Genomic DNA, 23,591 nt, shown 5'->3' on the forward strand with positions numbered 1-23,591 from the left:
CAAAAACAGCCCGAATTTTAGAAATAGACCAAGATTATAGCTAATTCAGTGCAAATCGCAGCAATTTACTGGTCTAATCTCCTAGTCGGAGTTGTAAAAATTGGTATCAAGATAGCAAAAATCTTGTCTGTCAGCGGGTTGGTGATTGAAGAATGCGGAGCTGTGGGCAAAAAAAAGCCGCCATTAACAATGGCGGCTGGAGTTTTTTACGGCGCGTTTACATTTACTGCCGTTACTGCGGTTTAAATCAGTTCCGCTTTTTCGGCAATCAGCTTGTCGACCACGCTAGGGTCAGCCAGGGTAGAAGTATCACCCAGGTTGCCGGTGTCGCCGGTGGCGATCTTACGCAGAATGCGGCGCATGATCTTACCAGAACGGGTCTTAGGCAGCGCATCAGTCCAGTGCAGCACATCCGGCGTCGCGATTGGGCCGATCTCTTTGCGCACCCAGTCTTTGACTTCTTTATGCAGCTCAGCAGACGGAAACTCGCCATCGATCAGGGTGATGTAAGCATAAATCGCCTGGCCTTTGATGTCGTGTGGGATACCGACGATCGCCGCTTCGGCAATTTTCTCATGGGCGACCAGCGCCGATTCGATTTCCGCAGTCCCCATACGGTGACCAGATACGTTCAGCACGTCATCGACCCGACCGGTGATCCAGTAGTAGCCGTCTTCATCGCGACGGGCACCGTCGCCGGTAAAGTACATGCCCTGGAAGGTAGAGAAGTAAGTCTGTTCAAAGCGCTCATGGTCGCCGTAGACGGTACGCATTTGACCCGGCCAGGAGTCCAGGATCACCAGGTTACCTTCGCTGGCACCGTCAATGATGTTGCCGACATTGTCGACCAGCGCGGGTTGAACACCGAAGAATGGTCGAGTGGCCGAACCGGGTTTCAGATCAGTGGCACCCGGCAGTGGCGTGATCAGGATGCCGCCGGTTTCGGTTTGCCACCAGGTATCAACGATAGGTGATTTTTCATTGCCGATGGTTTTGTAGTACCACTCCCAGGCTTCCGGATTGATCGGCTCACCGACCGAACCCATGATGCGCAGGCTGCTGCGAGAAGTGCCTTTCACCGCTTCATCACCTTTGGCCATCAGGGCGCGGATCGCCGTTGGTGCGGTGTACAGGATAGACACCTGATGCTTATCAACCACTTCGCTCATGCGGCTGGTGCTAGGGTAATTCGGTACCCCTTCAAACAGGATGGTTTTGGCGCCATTCGACAGCGGCCCGTAAATCAGGTAAGTGTGGCCGGTGATCCAGCCAACGTCCGCGGTACACCAGAAGGTGTCTTCTGGCTGGTAGTCGAACACATACTTGAAGGTCATTGTCGCGTACACCAGGTATCCGCCGGTGGTGTGCAGTACGCCTTTTGGCTTGCCGGTAGAACCTGAAGTGTAGAGAATAAACAACGGATCTTCCGCGTTCATCTCTTCTGGCGGGCAGTCATCGCTGACACTGGCGGTGGCTTCATGCCACCAGACGTCACGCGCAGAATCCCACGCGACATCGCCGCCGGTGCGTTTCAGCACCAGTACGCTATCGATAGAGACTTCTGGGTTAGACAGCGCTTCGTCGACGTTTTTCTTCAGCGGTACCGCGCGCCCGCCACGAACCCCCTCGTCGGCGGTGATAACCACTTTGGCGTTTGAATCTATGATACGACCGGCCAGCGCTTCAGGAGAGAAGCCGCCGAATACCACGGTATGGATGGCACCGATACGGGTACAGGCCAGCATCGCCACAGCCGCTTCAGGCACCATTGGCATGTACAGGCAGACCACGTCGCCTTTACGTACCCCTTGTTGCTTGAGGGCGTTAGCAAAGCGACACACTTCTTTGTGCAGCTGATTGAATGTCAGGGCTTTATCTTCCGCCGGGTCGTCGCCTTCCCAGATGATCGCCACTTCGTCACCGCGATCAGCCAGATGGCGGTCGATACAGTTGGCCGAGACGTTCAGGGTGCCGTCTTCAAACCAACGGATATCCACGTGACCGGTGTCAAAGGATGTGCTCTTAACTTTGGTGAAGGGCTTGATCCAGTCAACCACTTTACCGTGTTCGCTCCAGAAACCTTCTGGGTCTGAGACGGACTGCTGATACATGGCGAGATAGGTGTCATTATCCGCGTGTGTTGTGGCTTTAATATTGTCTTTAACCGGATAAATGTGGGCTTCACTCATTGCTTGTCTCCTTGTGAATTCAGCAAAATTCCCTATTTTGTCGCTGGAGAAGCTCCAGCCAGACCATTGGAAAAGTATGCCTATAACTGTCAGCCAGCCAGCGTATTTCCACAATTAGACTTTAGGATGAGAGTGTGTCCGGTCGTTTAAAACGCGCTAGCAGAAGCGGAATATGAGAACTGGATCGAGAAATCCACCGCTTTAGCGGCTGTAGGGGGCGCTGAAGCTGGGCAGGTCACCTTTGGTCAGCCGGACAAACACCAGCGCGGCGGCAATGGCGTCCTGCAGGGCGTCATGTTTATCTTGTAGCGGCAGGTCCAGATGCTTGCAGATCGCGTCCAGACTGAGGTCAAAATAGGCGTTGGGCAGGTGTTTTTCCAGTTTATCGTGGTAAATCTGACTGACTTCAATCAACGGATTGGGCAGCGGGAAGCCAAGCTGGCGCCGGCAGGCTAAGTCGAGGATTTTTTTGTCATAGCGAATGTGGTAGCCGACCAGCGGCCGGTTGCCGATAAAGTCCAGCAGTTGCACCAACGCGTCACGCTCACTCAGTCCGTCCGCCAGATCCTGATGGCGGATGCGATGAATTTTTACCGAGCCAGAGTCCAGCGATTGCGGCGCACGTAACCGCACTTCAAACGGCTGGCTGGTCAGAATCCGGTTACCGATGATCTTAGTCGCGGCGATAGTCACCAGTTCAGCCCGGTTCGGATCCAGGCTGGTGGTTTCACAATCCAGTGACACCAGTTCACTGCGATCGATTTTGCCAAACAGCGACTGATAGGGTGAGCCTTTCAGCCTGAAGTGCCAGTATTTGCGTAGCAGCCAATTCATCTTTTCTCGCTCTTGCTGTCCTGGTTAATCTCGAATCTGATAGTGGAAGCCAAGGAACTGCTTGAACTTCTTCACCACATGCAGGCCATGACGGAGTAAATCACGTTCGGTGCGGTCGATGGCCTTTAGATCGAGATTGTTATGGGAGTGGTGCTCGGTCAACTGCTGGGCCAGGCGCAGTTTGAAGAACAGTTTCAGCGCCTCGGCCAGGTTGTCCGCGGTGTCCGGCTCGAGAATTTTACGTTGCCTGAGGGTTTCAATCCGCTCAAAGGTATTGGTTTCCGGCACCGCGTACTCCAGCGCCAGTGCCCGGATGCCGTGCACGATGGGGAAAATGCCCCCCCGCTTGATATCCAGGCCGTCTTTATCGCTTTTGACGTTACCAAACAGGGTCAGGGGCAAAGAAAATTGCAGTGCCGGACGGGTGAACTCCTGCAGTACCAGCATGCGGTGTTCCATCTGTTGCTGCAGATGTTGTTTGACCGGTTCGAGTAGCTGGCGGTTACCCGCCACGGCATGGGCATCGGCCATAATCGCCAGATCCATCGCATCGGAGGGCTGAGCCGACTGAATCCAGTGGGAGATGGTCTGCTGCCATTCGCTCTGGCTCTTGACCCACTTAGGATTGTTGACCATAACATTGCCAGGGCAGAGCGGATAGCCGAGCTGTTGCAGGGTATGGGTCAAGGTCTGCATCACCGTTTCACACTGGTGCCAGGCGAAGCCGTCTTTAATGATCAGTGCATTGTCCTGGTCGGTCTTCAGGATCTGCTCGCCGCGCCCTTCCGACCCCAGTACGATCATGCAGCACTGGTCGTGCAGCGCCGGCGGTACCACCAGTTCAAACGCTTTTTCCATGATCTGTTCGTTGACCGCCGAAATCAGCTGCATGATAAAGCGGGTGCGAATACCGTTGGTCAGCAGGCTCTGCACCAGCTCTCGCTGTTGCCCTGCCGCCAGCACCAGCTCTTCGATCGAACTGGCCCGGGCGATACGCAGAGTCAGTACGTGGGAATGGGTGGAAAACGCGCTGAGGATCTGGGTCATGTCCAGCATGCCAACCGCCTGATGACCATCGACCACCATCACCCGTTTCATCCGCTTGCGGGTCATGGTGATCATAGCGTTGAACAGGAAATCGCCGACATCGACGTGATAGACCGGGAAGGTGGCAATTTTGCCCACCGGCGTATCCGGGGGCAGCTGGTCGAGCATTACCGCGTGGAGCATATTTGTCCGGGTGACGATGCCGTAAGGGTGAGCGGCCGGATTCTCTTGCCGGCGGGGATCGTCTTCGGTTAACAGCACCAGCGCTGAATCTACGCCACTCTCTTTCAACTGGCGGGTCACCTGGTTGAGTGGCTGCTCAGGGGAGAGGATCATCGGTGGGTGAAAGATAGAGTCATCCACTGTGGTCAAAATAAATTCGGCTAAGTTCTGCTGCTGTTTGGCGGTTTCGATCAGCTCCTGACGTTTGGCCAGATTGTTGTCGAAGTAGGCGGCAAACTGACCGTTTTCATTGTACAGCTCGAGAAACAGCTCTTTCGGCAACAGATAACTGAGGGTGTCTTCCAGTGCCACGTATTGATGGCGCGGCTGCCCTTCAAACAACGAACGCACGTCGAACAGGTCATCGTTGGCGTAATGGGCGAAAATCTCCTGGCCGTCTTTGGAGCGCTCTTCTACCGTACCTTTGATCAGTATATGCAGATGGCTACTGGGGGCGTCGGGGGTGAGCAAAACCTGTTTGTCACGGTAATAGGCGACGTCCAGTGCGGCACGTAACCGACTTTGTTGACTGTCAGACAAACGGTCAAACGGCGGTGACTGCATATTAAATTTATCAGGCATAGCGGAACGCTCATGGATAATCTAGGCTGATTTAAGTCTGACAAATTTCCAGCTAAGCTCCAGACGACTTTGGTCTAATGCGGCCTTAGCACCTGAAATAGGGGAAGTTTAATTACTGTGATCTTCCCTTTTTATCCGCCGCAATGCAGTGGATAATAGCGGCGAATTTTATCTAGATTAGCCAAGGTATCCGCTCACCATGTTCACCCCTTCGCCTTTTGCGTGGATTTCGCAGTATTTTATCGGTTTCTTTTTCGCCTACGGGGTCTATCTGCCGTTCTGGTCACTGTGGTTTGAAAATCAGGGCGTATCGGCGACCGATATCGGCCTGCTGGTCGGCATCGGTTTTGCCACCCGCTGTGTGGCCAATCTGCTGATCACACCGCGCATCCACCGGGCGGAGCAGTTACTGCCAGCGCTGCGCTGGTTAAGCCTGGCGGCGCTGATTTTTGTTGCCTTTCACTTCTTTACCGGTGGTGAGTTCTGGATGCTGGCGCTGGCCACGGTGCTGTTTAACCTCTGTTGCGGACCGATTGTGCCTTTGTCCGATGCGATGGCGAACTATTATGCCCGGCTGAAAATGCTCGATTACGGCCGCACCCGGTTATGGGGTTCCATCGCCTTTATCGCCGGTTCCACCGTGGTGGGGTATCTGGTGGCCAACTTTGGCAGTGACATGATTGTCTTCACCGCGCTGTTTGGTGTGGCATTGTCACTGCTGGTCAGCGTACGCACGCCCAATCCGCAGCCGGTCAGTGAACCGGGCAGTGACGGCCCAAGGCCTAAGCTAACCGAGCTGCTGTCTGAGCGCAGAGTGATCAAGTTTCTGTTGCTGGTCGCTTTAATCCAGGGCAGCCACGCCGCCTACTACAGTTTCAGTACCATCTACTGGAAGCAGGCGGGTCATGCGGAAGATCTGATCGGTTACCTGTGGAGCCTGGGCGTGATTGCGGAAATTATGGTGTTTGCCTTTAGCAAGCGGCTGTTCGCCGGCTGGTCGCTGCGCGCGCTGTTTGTGGCCGCTTCATTCGGTGTCATGGTGCGCTGGGGACTGACGGCCTCGACGACTGCCATCGCTGCGCTGGTGGTGATTCAGCTATTGCATGGCGTGACTTTTGCCATGGCGCACATTGCCGCGATCCAGTACATACAGCGCGCCGAGCCGCGTAAGATGGTGCCGCTGCAGGCGCTGTACAATGCCATTCCGCTGGGGGCATTTATCGCCCTGATGACCACCCTCAGTGGCTGGGGGTACGAACATTATGGCGCCAAGGTGTTCTGGGCAATGGCGCTGATGGGTGTGCTGGCCCTGCTGATTAATCCGGAAAGCGATCGCTCCCGCCGCCGGGAGCAGGCGGAAGAAAGCCGAGTATAAAGCACAGAATCAGAACGGTTTATTTGCGCTGTTGTGCTAACCCTAGTTAAATAAAACCTCTTCCTCGGAAGAGGTTTTTTGTCGGTAAACGAAAGGGATTAGCATGCAAGGATGGATTGTCATACCCGTGTCGCTGCTCTACCTGGTGGCGCTGTTTATGATCGCCTGGTATGGCGACCGGCGCAGTAACTGGCTGGCGAAATGGCGCCCGTGGATCTATAGCCTGTCGATCGCAGTTTACTGTACCTCATGGACCTTTTACGGCACCGTCGGCCAGGCCAGTAACAACCCCTGGTCGTTTCTGCCGATATATATCGCGCCTATCCTGGTGTTTGTGTTTGGCTGGCGGGTGCTGGCCAGACTGATCCTGGTTGCAAAGCGTGAACACATTACTTCTATTGCTGACTTTATCGCTGCCCGCTACGGTAAATCCCAGGGGCTGGCGGTGGTGGTCACGGTTATCGCCGTAGTCGGTATTTTGCCCTACATCGCCCTGCAGCTGCGCGGTATTACCATGGGGCTGGAGATCATCTCGCCGGAACTGGGTGCCGGGGAGTGGTTGCCGTTCGATATTTCCGAACTGGTGGTGATCGCCCTGGCCGTGTTTACCATGCTGTTTGGTACCCGCCATATCGATAACACCGAGCACCACCGCGGCATGATGATGGCGATCGCGTTTGAATCCATCATTAAGCTGGCGGCGTTTTTGCTGGTCGGCCTGTTTATCGTTCTGGTCGCGGTCAGCCGGCCGGAGGTAGAGCTCTGGTCGATGGCCGAGCAAAGTTATCAGCCACCGCAGATCCCCACCCTGATAATCCATACCCTGTTGACCATGACTGCAATCGTCTGTCTGCCGCGTCAGTTTCACGCCATGGTGGTGGAAAATGAACAGCCGCAGGACCTGCATACCGCCCGCTGGGTTTTCCCGCTCTATCTGGCACTGATGGGGCTGTTTGTGTTGCCGGTCGCCTGGGTGGGTCAGAGCGTGCTCGGGGGCAGCTCGGCCGATACCTTTATGATCAGCCTGCCGATGGCGTTCGATGCCAACCTGATGGCGCTGCTGGCATTTCTGGGCGGCACATCGGCGGCCAGCGGTATGGTGATCGTCTCGACCATCGCGCTGGCGATCATGGTCTCCAATGATTTGGTGATGCCGCTGCTGCTGCGCCGGATGCGCCTGTCGCAGCGCAACTACCGCCATTTTTCCGGCTTGCTGCTCAATATCCGCCGCGCGCTGATCGTATTGCTGCTGCTCGGTGCCTGGGGGTTCTACCAGGTGTTGGGAAGTATTCACTCACTGTCTGCGATAGGCTTTCTCTCCTTTGCTGCCATTACCCAGTTTGCCCCGGCCCTACTGGGGGGCATGTACTGGCGCCAGGGTAACCGTAAAGGCGCCTATGTGGGGCTGGCGTTTGGCTTTGCCATCTGGCTGATCACGCTGATGAGTCAGACCAATATGCTGGCCGGTGATGCCACCAGTAACCTGCTGCTATGGGTGATTAAGCCGCCGCAACTGCTGGAGCCGCTCGGCCTTAACAGCTCCGACTGGGGGATGGCGCTGAGCCTGCTGGTCAACAGCGGCTGCTATATCCTGGTGTCGTTGCTGACCCGTGCCAGCCTGAGTGAGCGCTTACAGTCGGCGTCGTTTATCGGTACTCCGTTGCCGGAAAGCGAGAACATGAGCCTGTACCAAAGCCGGGTCACGGTGGCCGAACTGGAAATGCTGGCGTCACGGTTTGTCGGCCGCCAACGGGTACGCAACGCCTTTAATCAGTACTGGAGCCAGCAACGGGAAACCCGTCTGCCCAACCAGCAGGCACCGTCCAGCCTGATCCGTCACACTGAGCGGGTACTGGCCGGGGTGTTTGGTGCTTCTTCGGCTAAGTTAGTCCTTACTTCGGCGCTACAGGGTAAAAACATGCAGCTGGAAGAGGTGGCGACCATAGTCGATGAAGCCTCTGAACTGTACGACTTTAGCCGTGGCCTGCTGCAGGGCGCGATCGAACACATCGGCCAGGGTATCGCGGTGGTCGATAAACAGCTGCGGCTGGTGGCCTGGAATCAGCGCTATCTGGAACTGTTCGATTTTACGCCCGGCTTGATCCAGGTCGGCCGGCCGATTGCGGACGTGATCCGCCACAATGCCAGGCAGGGATTGTGCGGCCCGGGGGATCCCGAAGACCATGTGCGCAGACGGGTGTATCACCTTGAGCAGGGCACCCGGCATACCTCGTCGCGGGTGCGCCCGGACGGCCGGGTAATCGAAGTGCAGGGCAACCCGATGCCCGGCGGCGGCTTTGTGATGAGTTTTACCGACATTACCGTATTCCGGCAAGCCGAGCAGGCGCTAAAAGATGCCAACGAGCTGCTTGAGGAACGGGTGCAGGCTCATACCCACGAGCTGGAGCTACTTAACAAGCAGCTGGTGACCGCCACCCAGCGCTCTGAGCTAGAGTCGAAATCCAAATCGCGCTTCCTGGCGGCGGTCAGTCATGACTTAATGCAGCCACTGAATGCCGCGAGGCTGTTTGCTTCTTCTTTATCGGAAGTGGCCAAGGAGCCGGAATCGAAGCGGTTGTCGACCCATATCGAGAGTGCGCTGGGCGCCGCGGAGGACCTGATCGGCGACCTGCTGGATATCTCCCGGCTGGAGTCGGGTAAATTGGAGGTGCACGCCCACAGCTTTGCGCTGGTGGACGTGCTGGCCAACCTGAATGCGGAGTTCAGTGCGCTGGCCAAGCAACAGGGAATCGAATTCCATATGATGCCGTCTAGCCTCTACGTGCAGTCAGACCCCAAATTGCTGCGCCGGGTCGTACAGAACTTTCTGACCAATGCGTTTCGCTATAACCCGAAAGGTAAAGTGGTGCTCGGGGTACGCCATGAAGGCAAGCAGGCGGTGCGAATTGAAGTGTGGGACAACGGCTGCGGCATCGACGAAGACAAGCAGCAGGAGATCTTTGAGGAATTTAACCGTGGCAGCCAGGTGCGTTCAGATCAGGGGCTCGGCTTAGGCCTGGCGATCTCGAAAGGGATTGCCCACGTACTGGGCCATCAGATCGCCATGCGCTCCTGGCCCGGCCAGGGCAGTGTGTTTTCTATCCGCCTGGAGAGAGCCGATGCCAGTCCGGCGGTTCAGTTGCCCAAGGCGCAGGCCGCAGCGGTGTCGGATCTCAGTCATCTGAAAGTGCTGTGTGTCGATAACGAGCCGGACATTCTGCTGGGTATGACTAACCTGCTGCAACGCTGGGGCTGTGATGTGCGCACCGCTGAAGGGTTAGTAGAAAGCCTGCAATCTATCGACCAGCAGTGGCAACCGGATGTGATCCTGTCCGACTACCGGCTCAATAACGGCCGTACCGGGCTGGAGGTGCTGCAGCAGTGCCGGTTGCGCCTCGGCGATGCCTTCCACGGCGTGATCATCAGTGCCGACCGTACCGATGAGATGTTTGAAGGGATTCAGGCGCATGGCTTCAGCTTTATCGCCAAACCGGTCAAGCCATTGAAGCTAAGAGCCATTTTGAATCGGGTGAGTTGAACGGGCCTGCACGCTGAAGACAAAAAGCCGCTGGAGATCAGCGGCTTTTTTACGGTTGCAGCGGCAGCGCTGTTGCGCCAGGACCAGTTAGTCCGCTTTGTTGAGCAGGGTTTCGTACACCACAAACGCGGTCTGGGTATCGCCATAGTAAAGGGTATCATTGGCCTGGATCACCACCCGCAACCAGCTTTCTTCTGACGCCGGTGCCGGCAGTTTCACCTGCCAGTGTTGCAAGCTCTCGTCGGTCGCCTGCATCTCTTTCGGTGTGGCGGTCTGCTCCATCTCATCGACCATCGACAGTTTGACGCCCTGCAGTGGGAACTTGGCCGACAGGCTTAATTCAAGCTGTTTCTCAGTCAGGTTTTCTGAGCGGAACTGCACCTTAAATTCGCCGTTTTCCATGTCACACAGGCCACTGGTATAACGGCAATTGGATTTACTGACCAGTTTGTAGGTTTCCCCCTCTTTGGCGGCATGGGGCTTTTCACTCAGCGCCAGGTCGGTACCGAAGTAGGCGATGATAGACAGAACCGGGGCGATCAGCAGGCCCACGAGAAGGTGCTTGTTTTTAAACATAATGGCTTCCTTGCAACTACAACTTTACGGCTAAGATAACCGAATCGCGAGAATAAAAAAGCCCCCGCGGGGGCTTTTATAATGGCGTGCTCGATTAGTGTGACTGAGCTTCACCTGCGCCCACAGGAACGCGTACGTGCTCAACCAGGTCTTTCACTTCTTGTGGTGTATCAGCAGTCACTTTCGATACTGCGAACGCTACCAGGAAGTTAAACACCGCACCAATGGCACCAAAGGCGTTTGGTTCAATACCCAGGAACCAGTTGCTGCCCCAGCTTTCCAGGTATTTCCAGTCTGCAATGAACAGGATACCCTTGTGCTGGAATACGTAGAACAGCGTGATACCGATACCAGCGATCATACCGGCGATGGCGCCTTCTTTGTTGATGTTTTTACTGAAGATACCCATCATCAGTGCCGGGAAGATGGACGAGGCAGCCAGGCCGAATGCCAGTGCCACGGTACCTGCTGCGAAGCCCGGTGGGTGCAGACCGAGGTAACCGGCCACACCGATAGCCACCGCCATGGATATCCGGCTCGCCATCAGCTCTTTCTTCTCGGAAATATTCGGGTTGATTACCCCTTTGATCAAGTCATGGGATATCGCCGACGATATCGCCAGCAGCAGGCCTGCTGCGGTTGACAGTGCGGCGGCCAGACCACCAGCAGCAACCAGGGCGATAACCCAGTTAGGCAGCTTGGCGATTTCAGGGTTGGCCAGAACCATGATGTCATTATCTACTTTCAGCTCATTGGTCGCTGCATTTGACGTGTACTGGATGTTGCCATCACCGTTTTTGTCGTCAAAGGACAACAGACCGGTTTTTTCCCAGTTCTTGAACCAGTCAGGACGCTCATCGTACGCCAGGTGCTGACCCGGAGCAGGGTTGACTGTGTCCATCAGATTCAGACGGGCCATTGCCGCTACCGCTGGTGCGGTTGTGTACAGCAGTGCGATAAATACCAGTGCCCAACCGGCAGAAGTACGTGCATCACGCACTTTTGGTACGGTGAAGAAACGGATGATTACGTGTGGCAGACCTGCAGTACCGATCATCAGTGACATGGTGTAGACGAACATGTTCAGCGTATCGCCGCGCACGTGGGTGGTGTACTCGGTAAAGCCGAGTTCGGTGACCACCTGGTCGAGCCGGTCAAGCAGATAGACATCGCTGCCCGCCATGGTGCTACCTAAGCCGAGCTGTGGCAGAGGGTTACCCGTCAGTTGCAGAGAGATAAAGATTGCAGGGATAGTGTAAGCAAGAATGAGTACGCAATATTGAGCAATCTGCGTGTAGGTGATGCCTTTCATGCCGCCCAGTACGGCGTAGACAAATACGATACACATACCGATTAGCAGGCCAGTTGAGTAATCAACTTCCAGGAAGCGACCAAATGCGACGCCAACCCCTTTCATCTGACCGATTACGTAAGTAACCGAAGCGATGATCAGACAGGCTACCGCAACCACACGGGCAGTATTGGAGTAGAAGCGCTCACCGACAAACTCTGGCACGGTAAATTTACCAAACTTACGCAGGTAAGGTGCCAGTAGCAGTGCCAGTAACACGTAGCCACCAGTCCAGCCCATCAGGAATACCGAACCACCGTAACCCATGAAGGCGATCAGACCTGCCATAGAGATGAACGATGCGGCTGACATCCAGTCTGCTGCGGTTGCCATCCCGTTGGCGATTGGATTAACCCCGCCGCCGGCGACATAGAATTCTTTTGTCGATCCGGCGCGCGCCCAAATCGCAATACCGATGTAGAGCACGAAAGTTGCTCCGACAACGAGATAGGTAATCGTTTTTAAATCCATTGGAGGTACTCCTTACTCGTCCACATTAAATTCACGATCGATCTGTCTCATTTTCCATGCATAGTAGAAAATGATGACCAGGAAGGTGTAGATGGATCCCTGTTGAGCGAACCAGAATCCGAGTTTGTAACCACCCAGTTGGAATTGATTGAGCGCATCAACGAATAAAATACCGCAGCCAAAAGATACGAAGAACCAAATCACCAAAAGAGAGATCATCAGTTTTACGTTCTTGTCCCAGTAGGCCTTGGCTCGTTCCTGACTTTCAAACGCCATTGCCGTCTCCTTACGAGCTAGTGTTGTTGTTAACGAAATGTTTCAGCATCAACAATAGCAGCAGTCGTTCAAGAACTCTTTTCAACTTTAGTCGGGCGCAAATTAGCGCAAAAGCGAGGAAAAATGTGCGTTGTCGGGCAGTAGCCGGTAAAAGTGTGATGTTAATTAACTGTTAACTTAGCCAAAGGTCTAACACGGGCCAGGCGGTCTACGACTAAAGCCGGGTGGTATAAAAAAACGGCACAGCGGAGTGCTGTGCCGGAGATCTGGATGAGAATCATCACGCGCTAGCCGTCGCTCAGTGTTCGGTTTCCAGCTGCTGTAGCAGGATCACCGCCTGGGTGCGGTTTTTCACCCCGAGTTTACGGAAAATCGCCGTCATATGGGCTTTGATGGTCGCTTCAGATACGTTGAGCTCATAGGCAATCTGCTTATTCAGCAGGCCGTCAGACAGCATGCCTAACACTTTGTATTGCTGGGGGGTGAGGGTGGCGATTTTCTCGGCCAGTTCGGTACAGGCACTGTTGTTGGTAATCGACCCTTCCGGAAAGAAAGGTTCGCCGCTCAGCACCTGATTCAGCGCACTGACCAGCGCCCGCATGTCACTGGATTTGGGAATAAAGCCAAACGCGCCATGGCTTTTCACCTGCGTTACCACCGCCGGCTCTTCACTGGCTGAAACGACTACTATCGGTAAATCCGGGTATTCTGCTCGCAGCTGGATTAATCCGGACATGCCGTTGGCACCGGGCATTTTCAGATCCAGCAGCAGTAAGTCGGGTTCATCCTCTTTCGCCAGCAGCGCCATCAGGGCTTCCAGCGAATCTGCTTCGAGCAGGTTGGCACCGCTGACGGCCAGATGTACAGACTGAAACAGCGCATTGCGGAATAGGGGGTGATCATCGGCAATGATGATGGTGTATGTCGAGTCCATGACGTTAACTACTTGTGTCTGTTTCGTTACAAGAATTATTGTCACAATTCGTCATTTGGACAATATTTATCCGCTAAAAGTCTGATGCATATCGACTTTTATTAGAATGCTTGCATATAAAGCCGGAAGAGTTGCGACAACGGCGTGATCCGCTGCCGCACAGCACGTTTACAACTGGTATTTTTCCAGATGAGCGGCAAAATCTTCCGCGTTCATAAAACCGGTCAGACGGGCATCTTTAAGGGGCGTTCCGTCTGCTTGCCAGAAATCTATGGTGGGCAGGCCGAGCACATTCATCGTTTCCAGCAGCTGAATATCCTGCGGCATATTTTTAGTTACATCGGCCTGAAGCAATACAAATTCGCTCAGTTTTTTCGCCACATCAGGATCGTGGAACGTGTACTTATCAAACTCTTTACAGGCGACACACCAGTCGGCGTAGAAGTCGAGCATCACCGGTTTGCCAGCCTGCTTGGCCAGCTCCAACTGCTGGTTGAGTTCGTTGACACTGGCAATGCGGATAAAGTTAACTTCAGTTTCACGGCTTTGCAGCGGCTGACTGTCTGTCAGATGCTGGTAGAGTGGCAGCGCCGACCCCAGCAATCCCAACATGGCGATAATGCCAATGGCACTCTGTTTCCAGCCACCGAATGGCAGGCTGTTCTTTTTATGATACAGCCAGCTGAAGGCACAGATACCCAGCAGTGACCACAGCCAGACCGCGACGGACTCGTCCAGAATCCGCTCCAACAGGAAGATCGGTGCCGCCAGCAGAACGAAGCCAAACAGGATTTTGACGTTATCCATCCAGGCACCGGCTCTTGGCAGTAATTTGTTGCCGAATACCGCGGCCAGGATCAGTGGTATGCCCATCCCCAACGCCAGCGCGTACAGGGCCACGCCACCGGTGAGCAGATCACCGCTCTGGGCAACATACAAAAGCGCCCCGGACAGCGGTGCGGTGGTACAAGGGGAGCAGACCAGGCCGGAAATGGCCCCCATGGCAAACACACCGGCGTAATTCCCGCCCTGCTGTTTATTGCTGAGGTTATTCAGCCAGGTTTGCAGGCCGCTGGGCAGTTGCAGGGTGTAGACGCCGAACATCGACAGCGCCAGAGCGATAAACAGTGCACTCAGGCCAACCAGCACATAAGGGTGCTGAAGCGCAGCCTGAAATTGTAAGCCGGCTGAAGCGACTACCAGTCCGAGCAAGGTGTAGGTCAGCGCCATGCCCTGTACGTAGATAATCGACAATAGCAGCGCGCGGCTGTGACTCAGTTTGCCACCGCCAAGCACGATACTGGTCAGAATGGGGTACATAGGCAGTACACAGGGTGTAAACGCCAGGCCGATACCAAACAGCAAAAACAGCAGTGGCGTCCACCAGTTATCGGCCAGCTCTGCCGCCAGCGAGGCATCTTTAGAACCGTTCCCGGAGGCGGGATCTGACTGCGTTGCCACGGTTTTATTGGCGGTGACATTCGCTTTGCCACCGGTTGGGGGGGTGGCACTGTTATCAAATGCGCTGAGCTCAATTACCCGGGTTTCCGGTGGGTAGCAGAAACCGGCTTTGGCACAGCCCTGATACTGTACCAGCAACCGTGCTCCGGGTTGAAAATCACTCAACCTGACTTCGACGTAAAGCGGCTTAGTGTAGATGTTGACATCACCAAAAAACTCATCCCGGTACGGTTCGCCATCCTGCATATCAATTGAGGCGACGTTGACGTTATCACCGCTGATAGTAATACGCTGCTGATAGAGGTAGTAGTCTGGTTTGACTTGCCAGTCCAGATAGACGTGGTCTCCCTGCTGGTAACCGTTGAACGGGAATGCCTGGTCGACGGGCACAAATTTGCTGCCGCCGTTGTTGAGTGCGGGGGCATTATTGTTACCAAACAGCTCGGCTGTTGCCGGGGCGCTGATGACAGACAAGCAGAGAAGAAATAGCGATATCAGGTAATGCATACTATCTAGCCGGTTATTCTGATTGTGGTGTATCTTAACTCAATCAGACAGGTTTTCAGCGCAATAAGTTTCACCGCTTTGACGAAAGTGGCGTAAAGTCTGCGCTTTTTTGCTCCGGCGGGCTGATTATCGGCTTAATGGACGCCCAGGCGAGCTTTGACGATCCGCTGGCACTGGTCAATCCGAGTGACGTCTTTGGGGATCACTAACACAGTATCATTGCCGCCAACGGTGCCAAGGATTTCGGTATGTGGATCGATATCGACCAACCTGGCCACCAATTGGGCGCTGCCCGGATGGGTTTTTACCACCACCATAGCCTGATTATGGGTAATGAATTCGATCTGTGACGAAATCGACGCTTCAATGCGCACCGGAGCGGTTTCAACGGTAATGCAATACACTTTTTTGCCGCAGGCGTTCTGTACCTTGACTACGCCCAACTGAGATAACAGGCGGGACACGGTTGACTGACTGATCCCCTGATAGCCGATTTCGACCAGTTTTTCACGCAGATCATTCTGGGTAGCGAAGCTCTGTTGTTGCAGCAATCGTTTACAATCGGTTGCCAGGGTATGCTCATCGGCTTCGGCAGACAGGGGGAGATGGAGGATGTCGTTCACGATCGGCTCCTTGAGTCTTCGGTTATGAAAATCGTCATCCGTGACGCCTGGCTCCCCCGAACACGTAAAGAGCGCCAGATTCCATCTGTAACTGGGTTGGTATCATCTGTCGCATAGTGTACATGCGAATCATATGTCTGTTTATGAGCGCGATCACCGTATGTTTAATCTAAATATTATTATTTGGGTAAATAATAATTCTGATAATGAAATTGTCGGATTGCGCTGCCGTTGATGTGGTGTGTACCGGTGACGCCGGCTGATGCGTCACCGGTTATGGTTTTACTCAGTCGCCCAGCGTCGCCACCATTACCGCCTTGATGGTGTGCATGCGGTTCTCGGCTTCATCGAACACGATAGAATAATCAGACTCGACCACGTCGTCGGTCACTTCACAGCCATTCTTAAGTACGGGGTACTCTTGTGCCAGCTGTTTTCCCACCGTGGTATCTTCTCCGTGGAACGCAGGCAGGCAGTGCATGAATTTAACCTGTGGGTTGCCGGTTGCTTTGATTACTTCCATGTTGACCTGGTAAGGCAGCATCAGCTTGATCCGCTCAGCCCAGGCTTCTTTGGCTTCTCCCATCGATACCCAAACGTCAGTGTACAGGTAGTCACACTCGTGCACGCCCTCCTGGACATCTTCAGTCAATGTGATTTTTGCCCCGGTTTCGGCCGCGATATCACGGCATTGTGCCACTAGCGCATCTTCAGGCCAGAACTGTTTAGGTGCCACCAGACGAATGTCCATGCCCATTTTCGCCGCGCCGACCATCAGCGAGTTACCCATGTTATTGCGCGCGTCACCCAGGTAAGCAAACTTGATTTCGTGCAGCTGTTTACCGCGGCCATTTTCCAGCATCGTCAGGAAGTCAGCCAGGATTTGAGTTGGATGGAATTCGTCAGTCAGACCATTCCATACCGGTACGCCAGCGTATTCGCCCAGCTCTTCAACGATCGCCTGGCCAAAACCACGATATTCGATGCCGTCATACATGCGCCCCAGTACCCGGGCAGTATCTTTCATCGACTCTTTGTGGCCGATCTGTGAGCCGGTTGGGCCGAGGTAGGAGACCTGTGCACCCTGGTCAAACGCGGCCACTTCGAAGGCACAGCGGGTACGGGTTGAGGTTTTTTCAAAAATCAGCGCAATATTTTTACCTTTCAGGCGAGGCTGCTCGTAGCCGTTGTATTTGGCTTTTTTCAACTCCGCAGAGAGGTCCAGCAGGTGCTGGATTTCACGTGGAGTAAAGTCTAATAGTTTTAGGAAGTTACGGTTGCGTAGATTGAAAGCCATGGTGTTTTCCTTCTAATTGATTTGCGCTTTCTCACTTGCAGTAAAAGGTAACAAAGCGCAGTAAAACTGGATTTAACGTCTGGTTGTAATTGCTGACATTAAGCAATCACCCCATGTTTAACCTTTGGTGATGTTGGTACCCGCCGTGCCTTGCAGGATGCGCAGACCGTCTTCCAGCGAGCCGATTCCGACCACTTTGCCGCCTTGCCTGATAAATTCACATGAGGCTTCAATTTTTGGCCCCATAGAACCGGCATCAAACTGGTATTTGGCCAGTTCGCTTGGCGTCGTGCTGCGCAGGGCATGCTGGGTGGGTTTGCCCCAATCCAGATACACCGCGTCGGCGTCAGTCAGAATAAGCAGGGCATCGGCATCGAGCTGTCTGGCCAGGAAAGCCGCGGACATGTCTTTGTCGATCACCGCTTCCACCCCGACCAGCTTGCCGTTTTCGCGTTTGACCGGAATGCCGCCACCGCCAGTACAGATCACCAGGTGGCCTTCGCTGATCAGCTTGGTGATCGCTTCGTGTTCGATTATGCCGGTGGGTTGTGGGCTCGGCACCACACGGCGGAAGTGCTTACCGTCTGGTTTGACGGTCCAGTGATATTTCTCGGCCAGTTCACGTGCTTCGGCTTCCTGGTAGATCGGGCCGATCGGCTTGGTTGGGTCGGCGAAGGCCGGATCGTTCGGATCGACAGTCATCTGGGTCAGCATGCAGGTGATGTTGCGCTGCGGCAGCTGGTTTTTGAATTCCTGCATCAGCATATAGCCAATCATGCCCTGGGTTTCGCTCCCCAGTACATCCAGCGGATAAGGGTGTACCTGTTTGTATTCCAGCCCCTGCAGTGCCAGCAGTCCTACCTGCGGACCGTTGCCATGCACCAGCACCACGTTGTACTCCTCGGCAATCCGGGCGATGGTGTGAACGGCGATTTCGATATTGTGACGCTGGACATCCGCTTCCAGAGGTTCGCCACGGCGTAACAAGGCATTGCCCCCCAGGGCGACCACGACAGTTTGTTTAGTCATCTTCGGCATCTCTCATCAAAGGCGGAGTCACCGCTCCGCCGGGTAGTCAGGTTTACAGGCCGTCACGCTCAATCGGACAGCTCATGCAGCGGGCGCCGCCGCGGCCTCGGCCCAGTTCATCGCCGGGGATAGGCAGTACGGTGATACCGGCTTTGTCATATTTTTCATTGGTGTAGGTATTGCGCTCATAGCCGATCACCACGCCGGGTTTGACGGTAAGGACGTTGTTCGCGTCGTTCCACTGTTCCCGTTCGGCTTCGAAACTGTCGCCGCCGGTGGTGATCAGGTTCAGCTGGCCAACACCGAGCGCCGCTTCGATGGTGCGGATGTAGCTGGATTGCTGGCTGGCGCGCACCGCACCGGATTCATCACCGGTCAGACTCCAGCAGTTCACATCGTCCGGAATCACGTTGGGGTAGACGGAGAAGGTATCTTCGCGCATATGGGTCATTACGGTATCCAGGTGCATACAGGAGCGATCTTTTGGCAGCTCCAGCGCAATCACCTGCTTGGCCTGACCATGTTTGAACAAGCCAGAGGCCAGATGCTCAACCCCTTGTGGCGTGGTGCGTTCTGACATGCCAATCAAGACCGCGCCGTTGCCGATCACCAGTACGTCACCCCCTTCGATGGTGGAACGGTCATAGTTGCGTTCCTGGTCACCAAAGTAGTTAATGAACGGTTGGTCGGCGAAGGTGGGGTGCCAGCGGTAGATGGCACGCAGATGGTTGGTTTCCCGCTGGCGGGCGACTTTGGCCATCGGGTTGATCGATACCCCGCCATAGACCCAGCAGGAAGTGTCGCGGGTGAACAGGTGGTTAGGTAAAGGATCGATAATAAAATCGGTCGGTTTGTGCATTGCCTGCAACATAGAAGAGGATTGCAGAGGCATCTCGCCAAACGCCAGACCGCCGGTGAGTATTTTGGCCAGCTCAAGGTGCGGTAAATCGGCCAGATAGCAGCGCAAATCGTTGGCAAAGGTCGCGCCATAGCGGTATTCCGACAGCTGGGTTTCAAGTAACCACTGTTTTGCTTCTGCAACATCCAGGGTTTCTGCCAGCAACTGGGTCAGCAGCAGCACTTCAACTCCCTGACTGCGCAGTGTATCGGCAAAGGCATCGTGCTCTTCTCCGGCGCGTTCTACTGCCAGCACATCATCAAACAGTAAGTCGTGACAGTTGGATGGGGTCAGGTGAGTGAGTGCACGGCGCGGACGGTGAATAAGAACACGACGTAACTGACCGATTTCAGAACCAACATATAAGTTACTCATAACGGCATCTCTCTATATTTGAATATTCTTCTAGGGGAAGGAAATTAATATATTCCTTAGCTTGATTAACGATGTTTTATAATTGCCAATCTGTTGTTGGTATTTATATTAAACAGCGTGGTCGGCTTTTCTTAGAAGCTAATCACAAATTGTTTTTTCATGATGGTTTCGACAAGTTCACTGCTATTAACAAAATATATTCATATTGATATTAACCAAATGCTCTGTACTTATTCATTTGGTGTGGAATTTTATTCTTAATAGTTTTATCTGGTATAGAGTTAAGTGAGTTGGGGGGAATATTAGTCATTTCTCTGACAAGCTTTGGAACACAGCAAAAGAGCATTTATGCATTTTAGGTAAGTGGATAACGCTTTATCAGCCCGGTTTTGGCCTTTGTTAACAAAATAACTTTTCATAAAGGATATCTGGGTCACATCTTTCACCGAGCTGGTTTTAATTAGCAATAAGCAGTTCAGATTAGTTAAATTTTATTTTCGATGAAAAATAGTAATTCATCCATTAACTGTAAAAAATAAAAGTGCAGGCGATAAGCGTAAATATCCATAGTGGCTAAATACATTTGGATAGCAAAAGTTTGGGGCAACAAAAAAGCCGCTGATTCAGCGGCTTTTGCAGGCGGGATTGACATTCAAAAGCTACAGAATCGCCCCTATGCTGAGCACGACCATGCAGAACAGCGCCAGTATTGCCAGCAGCGGCGCGACCCATTTCACCCAGCGCACGTAAGGGACCCGGGCAATCGCCAGACCACCCATTACCACAGCGGACGTTGGTGTGACCAGGTTGACTAACCCTGAGGCAGACTGGTAGGCAGTGACCACCAAATCGCGACCCACGCCGGCAAAGTCGGCCAATGGCGCCATGATCGGCATGGTCAATACCGCCAGACCGGAAGTGGAAGGCACCAGGAAGGAGAGCAGGGTTTCCAGGCCAAACATCACGTTGATAAACACTACCGACGACAGCCCGGTGACCATCTGTTCAGCTGAATGCAGGATGGTGTCGGTGATCATGCCGCGGTCCATCACGACCACTATCCCGCGGGCAATGCCGATGATCAGCGCCACGCCGAGCAGATCCCGAGCACCATCAATGAAGCTGGTGGTGAACTCTTCTTCGCTCATCTTCGCGACAAGGCCAACCAGAATAGCCGCGGCGATAAACAGCGCCGAAATTTCCGCCATCCACCAGCCGGCAACGGCTACACCGTAAATCATCACCGCGAAAGAGCCGCCGAATATGGTCAGGATCAGTTTGCGGGTGCTGGTGAAGTCCAGCTGCTCGCCGGCTTTACCATGCAGGAAGTGGGCACGGTTTTCTTCATATTTGTCGTACAGGATAGATTTGCTCTGGTCGGCCCGGACCATGCGCGCATAGCGCATCACATAGGCGACGCAGATCAACCAGCCAATCACCAGCATGGCAACCCGCAGCCAGATGCCATCCGTGAAGGGAATCGAAGAGGCGTTGGCGGCAATCACGGTCGCGAACGGGTTGATGGTTGAGCCTAAACAGCCGATGCCCGCTCCCAGTAAAACGGTTGCCGCGGCGACCAGCGGATCGAAGCGAGCCGCCATCATCACTGGTACCAACAGGGTATAGAAGGGGAGTGATTCCTCTGCCATTCCGTATACGGTACCACCGGCGGCGAACAGCGCCATCAGGATAGGGATCATCAGCTCTTCCCGGCCTTCCAGCCGGGCGGTAACCCGTTCAATGCCGGCATCGATGGCGCCGGTCTTGGTCACCAGGCCTAAAAAGCCGCCGATGATCAGCACAAACAGTGAGACATCAATAGCAGCGGCTTCGTAGCTGTTATGGTCGTAGAAGCCATCGATGGGGGCCAGCAACACATCCAGAGCACCTTGCGGGTTGCCCTCTACCGGTTGATAGGTACCGGTGACCGGCACTTCCCGGCCCAGTTCTTCATTCATTTGTCGGTCATACTGGCCGGCGGGAATAATCCAGGTCAGCATGGCCACAATCGCGATCAGAGCAAATAAAATGGTATAGGCAGAAGGAAATTTAAATTGGGCGAACAGGCCTTTCTTTTTTTCAGTGGTGGGAACAGTGTGGGTAGTCATAGCTCTCTCCTTACACCTGACAACCGTTGGTAACAGGTGTTCATCAGCGCCACAGTTATGATAGTTCAGTAGAACCGAATAACGGGCTGACATTTGCGGATGATAATAAAGGCATGCAAGAATGGATAATCTCCAACTAATTAGAAGTTTATATTCTTGTCATGCGGGTTGTAGATATTTTAAGTGGCGTGACAGGTGACAACTTTGGTTTTGTTCACAAAAGTTATTTAAATTTATTAGCGCCCAAAGGTGTGAAAATGTAATTTGGGGTAATTGTGTATTACTACTGGATTAATATTCTTTTTATTTAATATATATGACTCTTACTTTTAATGTTATTAATGATAAGTCATTAGTGGTTGAAATTTTATTCATTGTGGATGGTTTATTCATTTAATCAAAAACTATCGCAATCTTTGATTTAAATCAAGTCTATATTGTAGTCGATAAAAAAGGGGAGCCGGAGCTCCCCAAGTCTGCTAAATAATACCTAAATCAATAATCCACCAAACGTAAACCCTAACGCAACAGCAGAGCTAATCGTCACCACGCCCGGAATAAAGAAAGGGTGGTTAAAGACGTATTTACCGATACGGGTTGAACCGGTATCGTCCATCTCTACCGCCGCCAACAAGGTTGGGTAGGTGGGGAGCACAAATAGGGCGCTGACCGCGGCAAAGGAGGCCACCGCGGTAAGGGGAGCAACACCAATTGCCAGCGCAGCAGGCATTAAGGCGACTGTTGTGGCACCTTGCGAGTAAAGCAGCATAGAGGCAAAGAACAGCACCATGGCCAGCATCCACGGGTAGTCGGCCAGCAGTTCGGCGGCAATTTCTTTAATGCCATCCACGTGTGCGTTGACAAAGGTCGAACCCAGCCAGGCGACGCCAAGTACGCAGACACAGGCGGTCATACCGGAACGGAACGTCGACGCGGCTGGAATTTTGGCGGCATCGATCTTAGTGACTAACACGATCGCAGCCGCGGCGGCCAGCATGAAAGTCATGATCGCCTCGTTGCGGCCCAGGGCCGGATTCTCGATAAGGCCGACCGAGCTAGAGATGGCGGCGGCATAGCTGACGACCAGGCCAATGGCGGCAAGGAATATATAGGTGGCAGTCTTGGCTGTCGGCAGGATTTGACGGCTCTGCTCACCACTCAGTTTGATCAGGCCCTGTTCCATGCGTTCATGGTAAACCGGATCATCTTTCAGCGGGCTGCCCATCAAGTTGGCGACAAAGGCACCGATCATGCAGGCGATAAAGGTGGTCGGAATGCAAACCGCCAGTAAGGTCAGGTAATCGACTCCGACCGGCGCGAGCATCGCGGCAAAGGCGACCACGGCGGCAGAAATCGGTGAGGCGGTAATGGCGATTTGTGATGCCACCACAGCAATCGAAAGAGGACGTGAAGGGCGCACGCCCTGACCTTTGGCGACCTCCGCGATTACCGGTAAAGTGGAAAATGCGGTGTGACCGGTACCGGCCATCAGTGTCATCAGGAAGGTGACGATCGGGGCGTAAAAAGTGATTCTTTCCGGATGCTTGCGCAAAAAGTTTTCTGCCACCTGTACCAGCCAGTCCATACCGCCGGCCACCTGCATAGCGGCAATCGCGGTGATCACTGACATAATGATCAGAATGACATCGACAGGGATAAATGCCTGGCTGGTCGGAACCCCGAGCAGCAGTGACAGGACGATGACCCCCGCCCCACCGGCAAAGCCAATGCCGATCCCGCCTATCCGGGCGCCGACAAAGATGAAAAGTAATACCACGAGCAGTTCGACAATGACCATTTGGATGCCTCGTTTGTTAACTGTGACTTAATCAGCACTGAGCGGGTGACTCAGCGCTGGCAGATAACCTTCCGTGGTGAAAGGGGCCCCAAAGAGCCCC

17 protein-coding genes and 1 pseudogene are annotated in these 23,591 nt (G+C 53.9%); 3 read left to right on the top strand and 15 right to left on the bottom strand.

Going from position 1 to position 23,591, the window contains the following annotated elements; all coding sequences use genetic code 11:
• Window positions 1-48: 48 nt before the first annotated feature.
• Complete coding sequence (locus ACQY6F_RS07125; RefSeq protein ID WP_428773254.1) at window positions 49-246, top strand: hypothetical protein; 198 nt, start codon at window positions 49-51, stop codon at window positions 244-246.
• Here ACQY6F_RS07125 and acs read toward each other — a convergent pair.
• From acs to ACQY6F_RS07140, 3 genes are all read right to left on the bottom strand, one after another.
• On the bottom strand, window positions 243-2,189 hold the full coding sequence (acs, locus tag ACQY6F_RS07130) for an acetate--CoA ligase (RefSeq protein WP_428773255.1): 1,947 nt from the start codon (window positions 2,187-2,189) through the stop codon (window positions 243-245). The two genes, ACQY6F_RS07125 and acs, sit on opposite strands and share 4 nt — an antisense overlap.
• Before the next feature lie 201 nt (window positions 2,190-2,390).
• A complete protein-coding gene (locus ACQY6F_RS07135; protein WP_428773256.1) occupies window positions 2,391-3,023 on the bottom strand; it encodes a 3'-5' exonuclease in 633 nt (210 codons plus the stop codon).
• Between the two features lie 24 nt (window positions 3,024-3,047).
• Window positions 3,048-4,874: a DUF294 nucleotidyltransferase-like domain-containing protein gene (locus ACQY6F_RS07140; RefSeq protein WP_428773257.1), complete on the bottom strand. Its 1,827-nt coding sequence runs from the start codon at window positions 4,872-4,874 to the stop codon at window positions 3,048-3,050.
• A gap of 199 nt (window positions 4,875-5,073) precedes the next feature.
• On the opposite strand from ACQY6F_RS07140, the pseudogene ACQY6F_RS07145 reads away from it, so the two are divergent.
• Both ACQY6F_RS07145 and ACQY6F_RS07150 read left to right on the top strand, forming a co-directional pair.
• A pseudogene (locus ACQY6F_RS07145) lies at window positions 5,074-6,289 on the top strand (3-phenylpropionate MFS transporter).
• Between the two features lie 63 nt (window positions 6,290-6,352).
• Window positions 6,353-9,787: a PAS domain-containing hybrid sensor histidine kinase/response regulator gene (locus ACQY6F_RS07150; RefSeq protein ID WP_428773259.1), complete on the top strand. Its 3,435-nt coding sequence runs from the start codon at window positions 6,353-6,355 to the stop codon at window positions 9,785-9,787.
• 87 nt (window positions 9,788-9,874) lie between these two features.
• Here the strand turns inward: ACQY6F_RS07150 and ACQY6F_RS07155 are convergent, their stop codons facing one another.
• From ACQY6F_RS07155 to ACQY6F_RS07210, 12 genes are all read right to left on the bottom strand, one after another.
• The gene (locus ACQY6F_RS07155; RefSeq protein WP_428773260.1) at window positions 9,875-10,363 is read right to left on the bottom strand and encodes a hypothetical protein; all 489 of its coding nucleotides are present in this window, start codon (window positions 10,361-10,363) and stop codon (window positions 9,875-9,877) included.
• Window positions 10,364-10,457: 94 nt separating this feature from the next.
• Window positions 10,458-12,185, bottom strand: a complete 1,728-nt coding sequence (locus ACQY6F_RS07160; protein WP_428773261.1) for a sodium:solute symporter family protein — start codon at window positions 12,183-12,185, stop codon at window positions 10,458-10,460.
• Between the two features lie 12 nt (window positions 12,186-12,197).
• Window positions 12,198-12,461, bottom strand: a complete 264-nt coding sequence (locus tag ACQY6F_RS07165) for a DUF4212 domain-containing protein (RefSeq protein ID WP_428773262.1) — start codon at window positions 12,459-12,461, stop codon at window positions 12,198-12,200.
• 298 nt (window positions 12,462-12,759) lie between these two features.
• A complete protein-coding gene (locus ACQY6F_RS07170) occupies window positions 12,760-13,395 on the bottom strand; it encodes a response regulator (RefSeq protein ID WP_428773263.1) in 636 nt (211 codons plus the stop codon).
• A gap of 168 nt (window positions 13,396-13,563) precedes the next feature.
• Window positions 13,564-15,363 (bottom strand): protein-disulfide reductase DsbD, encoded by a 1,800-nt coding sequence (locus tag ACQY6F_RS07175; RefSeq protein WP_428773264.1) that lies wholly within the window; start codon window positions 15,361-15,363, stop codon window positions 13,564-13,566.
• Between the two features lie 134 nt (window positions 15,364-15,497).
• The gene (locus ACQY6F_RS07180) at window positions 15,498-15,986 is read right to left on the bottom strand and encodes an arginine repressor (RefSeq protein WP_428773265.1); all 489 of its coding nucleotides are present in this window, start codon (window positions 15,984-15,986) and stop codon (window positions 15,498-15,500) included.
• 286 nt (window positions 15,987-16,272) lie between these two features.
• Complete coding sequence (locus ACQY6F_RS07185; protein WP_428773266.1) at window positions 16,273-17,283, bottom strand: ornithine carbamoyltransferase; 1,011 nt, start codon at window positions 17,281-17,283, stop codon at window positions 16,273-16,275.
• Between the two features lie 117 nt (window positions 17,284-17,400).
• Window positions 17,401-18,312, bottom strand: coding sequence for a carbamate kinase (gene arcC / locus ACQY6F_RS07190; protein WP_428773267.1), 912 nt, complete (start codon window positions 18,310-18,312; stop codon window positions 17,401-17,403).
• Between the two features lie 52 nt (window positions 18,313-18,364).
• A complete protein-coding gene (arcA, locus tag ACQY6F_RS07195; protein WP_428773268.1) occupies window positions 18,365-19,585 on the bottom strand; it encodes an arginine deiminase in 1,221 nt (406 codons plus the stop codon).
• A 484-nt stretch (window positions 19,586-20,069) separates the two neighbouring features.
• Complete coding sequence (locus ACQY6F_RS07200) at window positions 20,070-20,237, bottom strand: hypothetical protein (RefSeq protein WP_428773270.1); 168 nt, start codon at window positions 20,235-20,237, stop codon at window positions 20,070-20,072.
• A 7-nt stretch (window positions 20,238-20,244) separates the two neighbouring features.
• Complete coding sequence (locus tag ACQY6F_RS07205) at window positions 20,245-21,693, bottom strand: YfcC family protein (RefSeq protein ID WP_428773271.1); 1,449 nt, start codon at window positions 21,691-21,693, stop codon at window positions 20,245-20,247.
• A 490-nt stretch (window positions 21,694-22,183) separates the two neighbouring features.
• The gene (locus ACQY6F_RS07210) at window positions 22,184-23,491 is read right to left on the bottom strand and encodes an anaerobic C4-dicarboxylate transporter (protein WP_428773273.1); all 1,308 of its coding nucleotides are present in this window, start codon (window positions 23,489-23,491) and stop codon (window positions 22,184-22,186) included.
• Between the last annotated feature and the right edge of the window lie 100 nt (window positions 23,492-23,591).

The organism is Vibrio sp. (assembly GCF_050299255.1).
GTDB lineage: Bacteria > Pseudomonadota > Gammaproteobacteria > Enterobacterales > Vibrionaceae > Vibrio.

Bases quoted from the DNA above. Each gene is read 5' to 3' on its own strand.
- acs (WP_428773255.1), bottom strand. From the start codon at position 2,189: ATGAGTGAAGCCCACATTTATCCGGTTAAAGACAATATTAAAGCCACA.
- ACQY6F_RS07135 (WP_428773256.1), bottom strand. From the start codon at position 3,023: ATGAATTGGCTGCTACGCAAATACTGGCACTTCAGGCTGAAAGGCTCA.
- ACQY6F_RS07140 (WP_428773257.1), bottom strand. From the start codon at position 4,874: ATGCCTGATAAATTTAATATGCAGTCACCGCCGTTTGACCGTTTGTCT.
- ACQY6F_RS07150 (WP_428773259.1), top strand. From the start codon at position 6,353: ATGCAAGGATGGATTGTCATACCCGTGTCGCTGCTCTACCTGGTGGCG.
- ACQY6F_RS07155 (WP_428773260.1), bottom strand. From the start codon at position 10,363: ATGTTTAAAAACAAGCACCTTCTCGTGGGCCTGCTGATCGCCCCGGTT.
- ACQY6F_RS07160 (WP_428773261.1), bottom strand. From the start codon at position 12,185: ATGGATTTAAAAACGATTACCTATCTCGTTGTCGGAGCAACTTTCGTG.
- ACQY6F_RS07165 (WP_428773262.1), bottom strand. From the start codon at position 12,461: ATGGCGTTTGAAAGTCAGGAACGAGCCAAGGCCTACTGGGACAAGAAC.
- ACQY6F_RS07170 (WP_428773263.1), bottom strand. From the start codon at position 13,395: ATGGACTCGACATACACCATCATCATTGCCGATGATCACCCCCTATTC.
- ACQY6F_RS07175 (WP_428773264.1), bottom strand. From the start codon at position 15,363: ATGCATTACCTGATATCGCTATTTCTTCTCTGCTTGTCTGTCATCAGC.
- ACQY6F_RS07185 (WP_428773266.1), bottom strand. From the start codon at position 17,283: ATGGCTTTCAATCTACGCAACCGTAACTTCCTAAAACTATTAGACTTT.
- arcC (WP_428773267.1), bottom strand. From the start codon at position 18,312: ATGACTAAACAAACTGTCGTGGTCGCCCTGGGGGGCAATGCCTTGTTA.
- arcA (WP_428773268.1), bottom strand. From the start codon at position 19,585: ATGAGTAACTTATATGTTGGTTCTGAAATCGGTCAGTTACGTCGTGTT.
- ACQY6F_RS07200 (WP_428773270.1), bottom strand. From the start codon at position 20,237: ATGTCAATCCCGCCTGCAAAAGCCGCTGAATCAGCGGCTTTTTTGTTG.
- ACQY6F_RS07205 (WP_428773271.1), bottom strand. From the start codon at position 21,693: ATGACTACCCACACTGTTCCCACCACTGAAAAAAAGAAAGGCCTGTTC.
- ACQY6F_RS07210 (WP_428773273.1), bottom strand. From the start codon at position 23,491: ATGGTCATTGTCGAACTGCTCGTGGTATTACTTTTCATCTTTGTCGGC.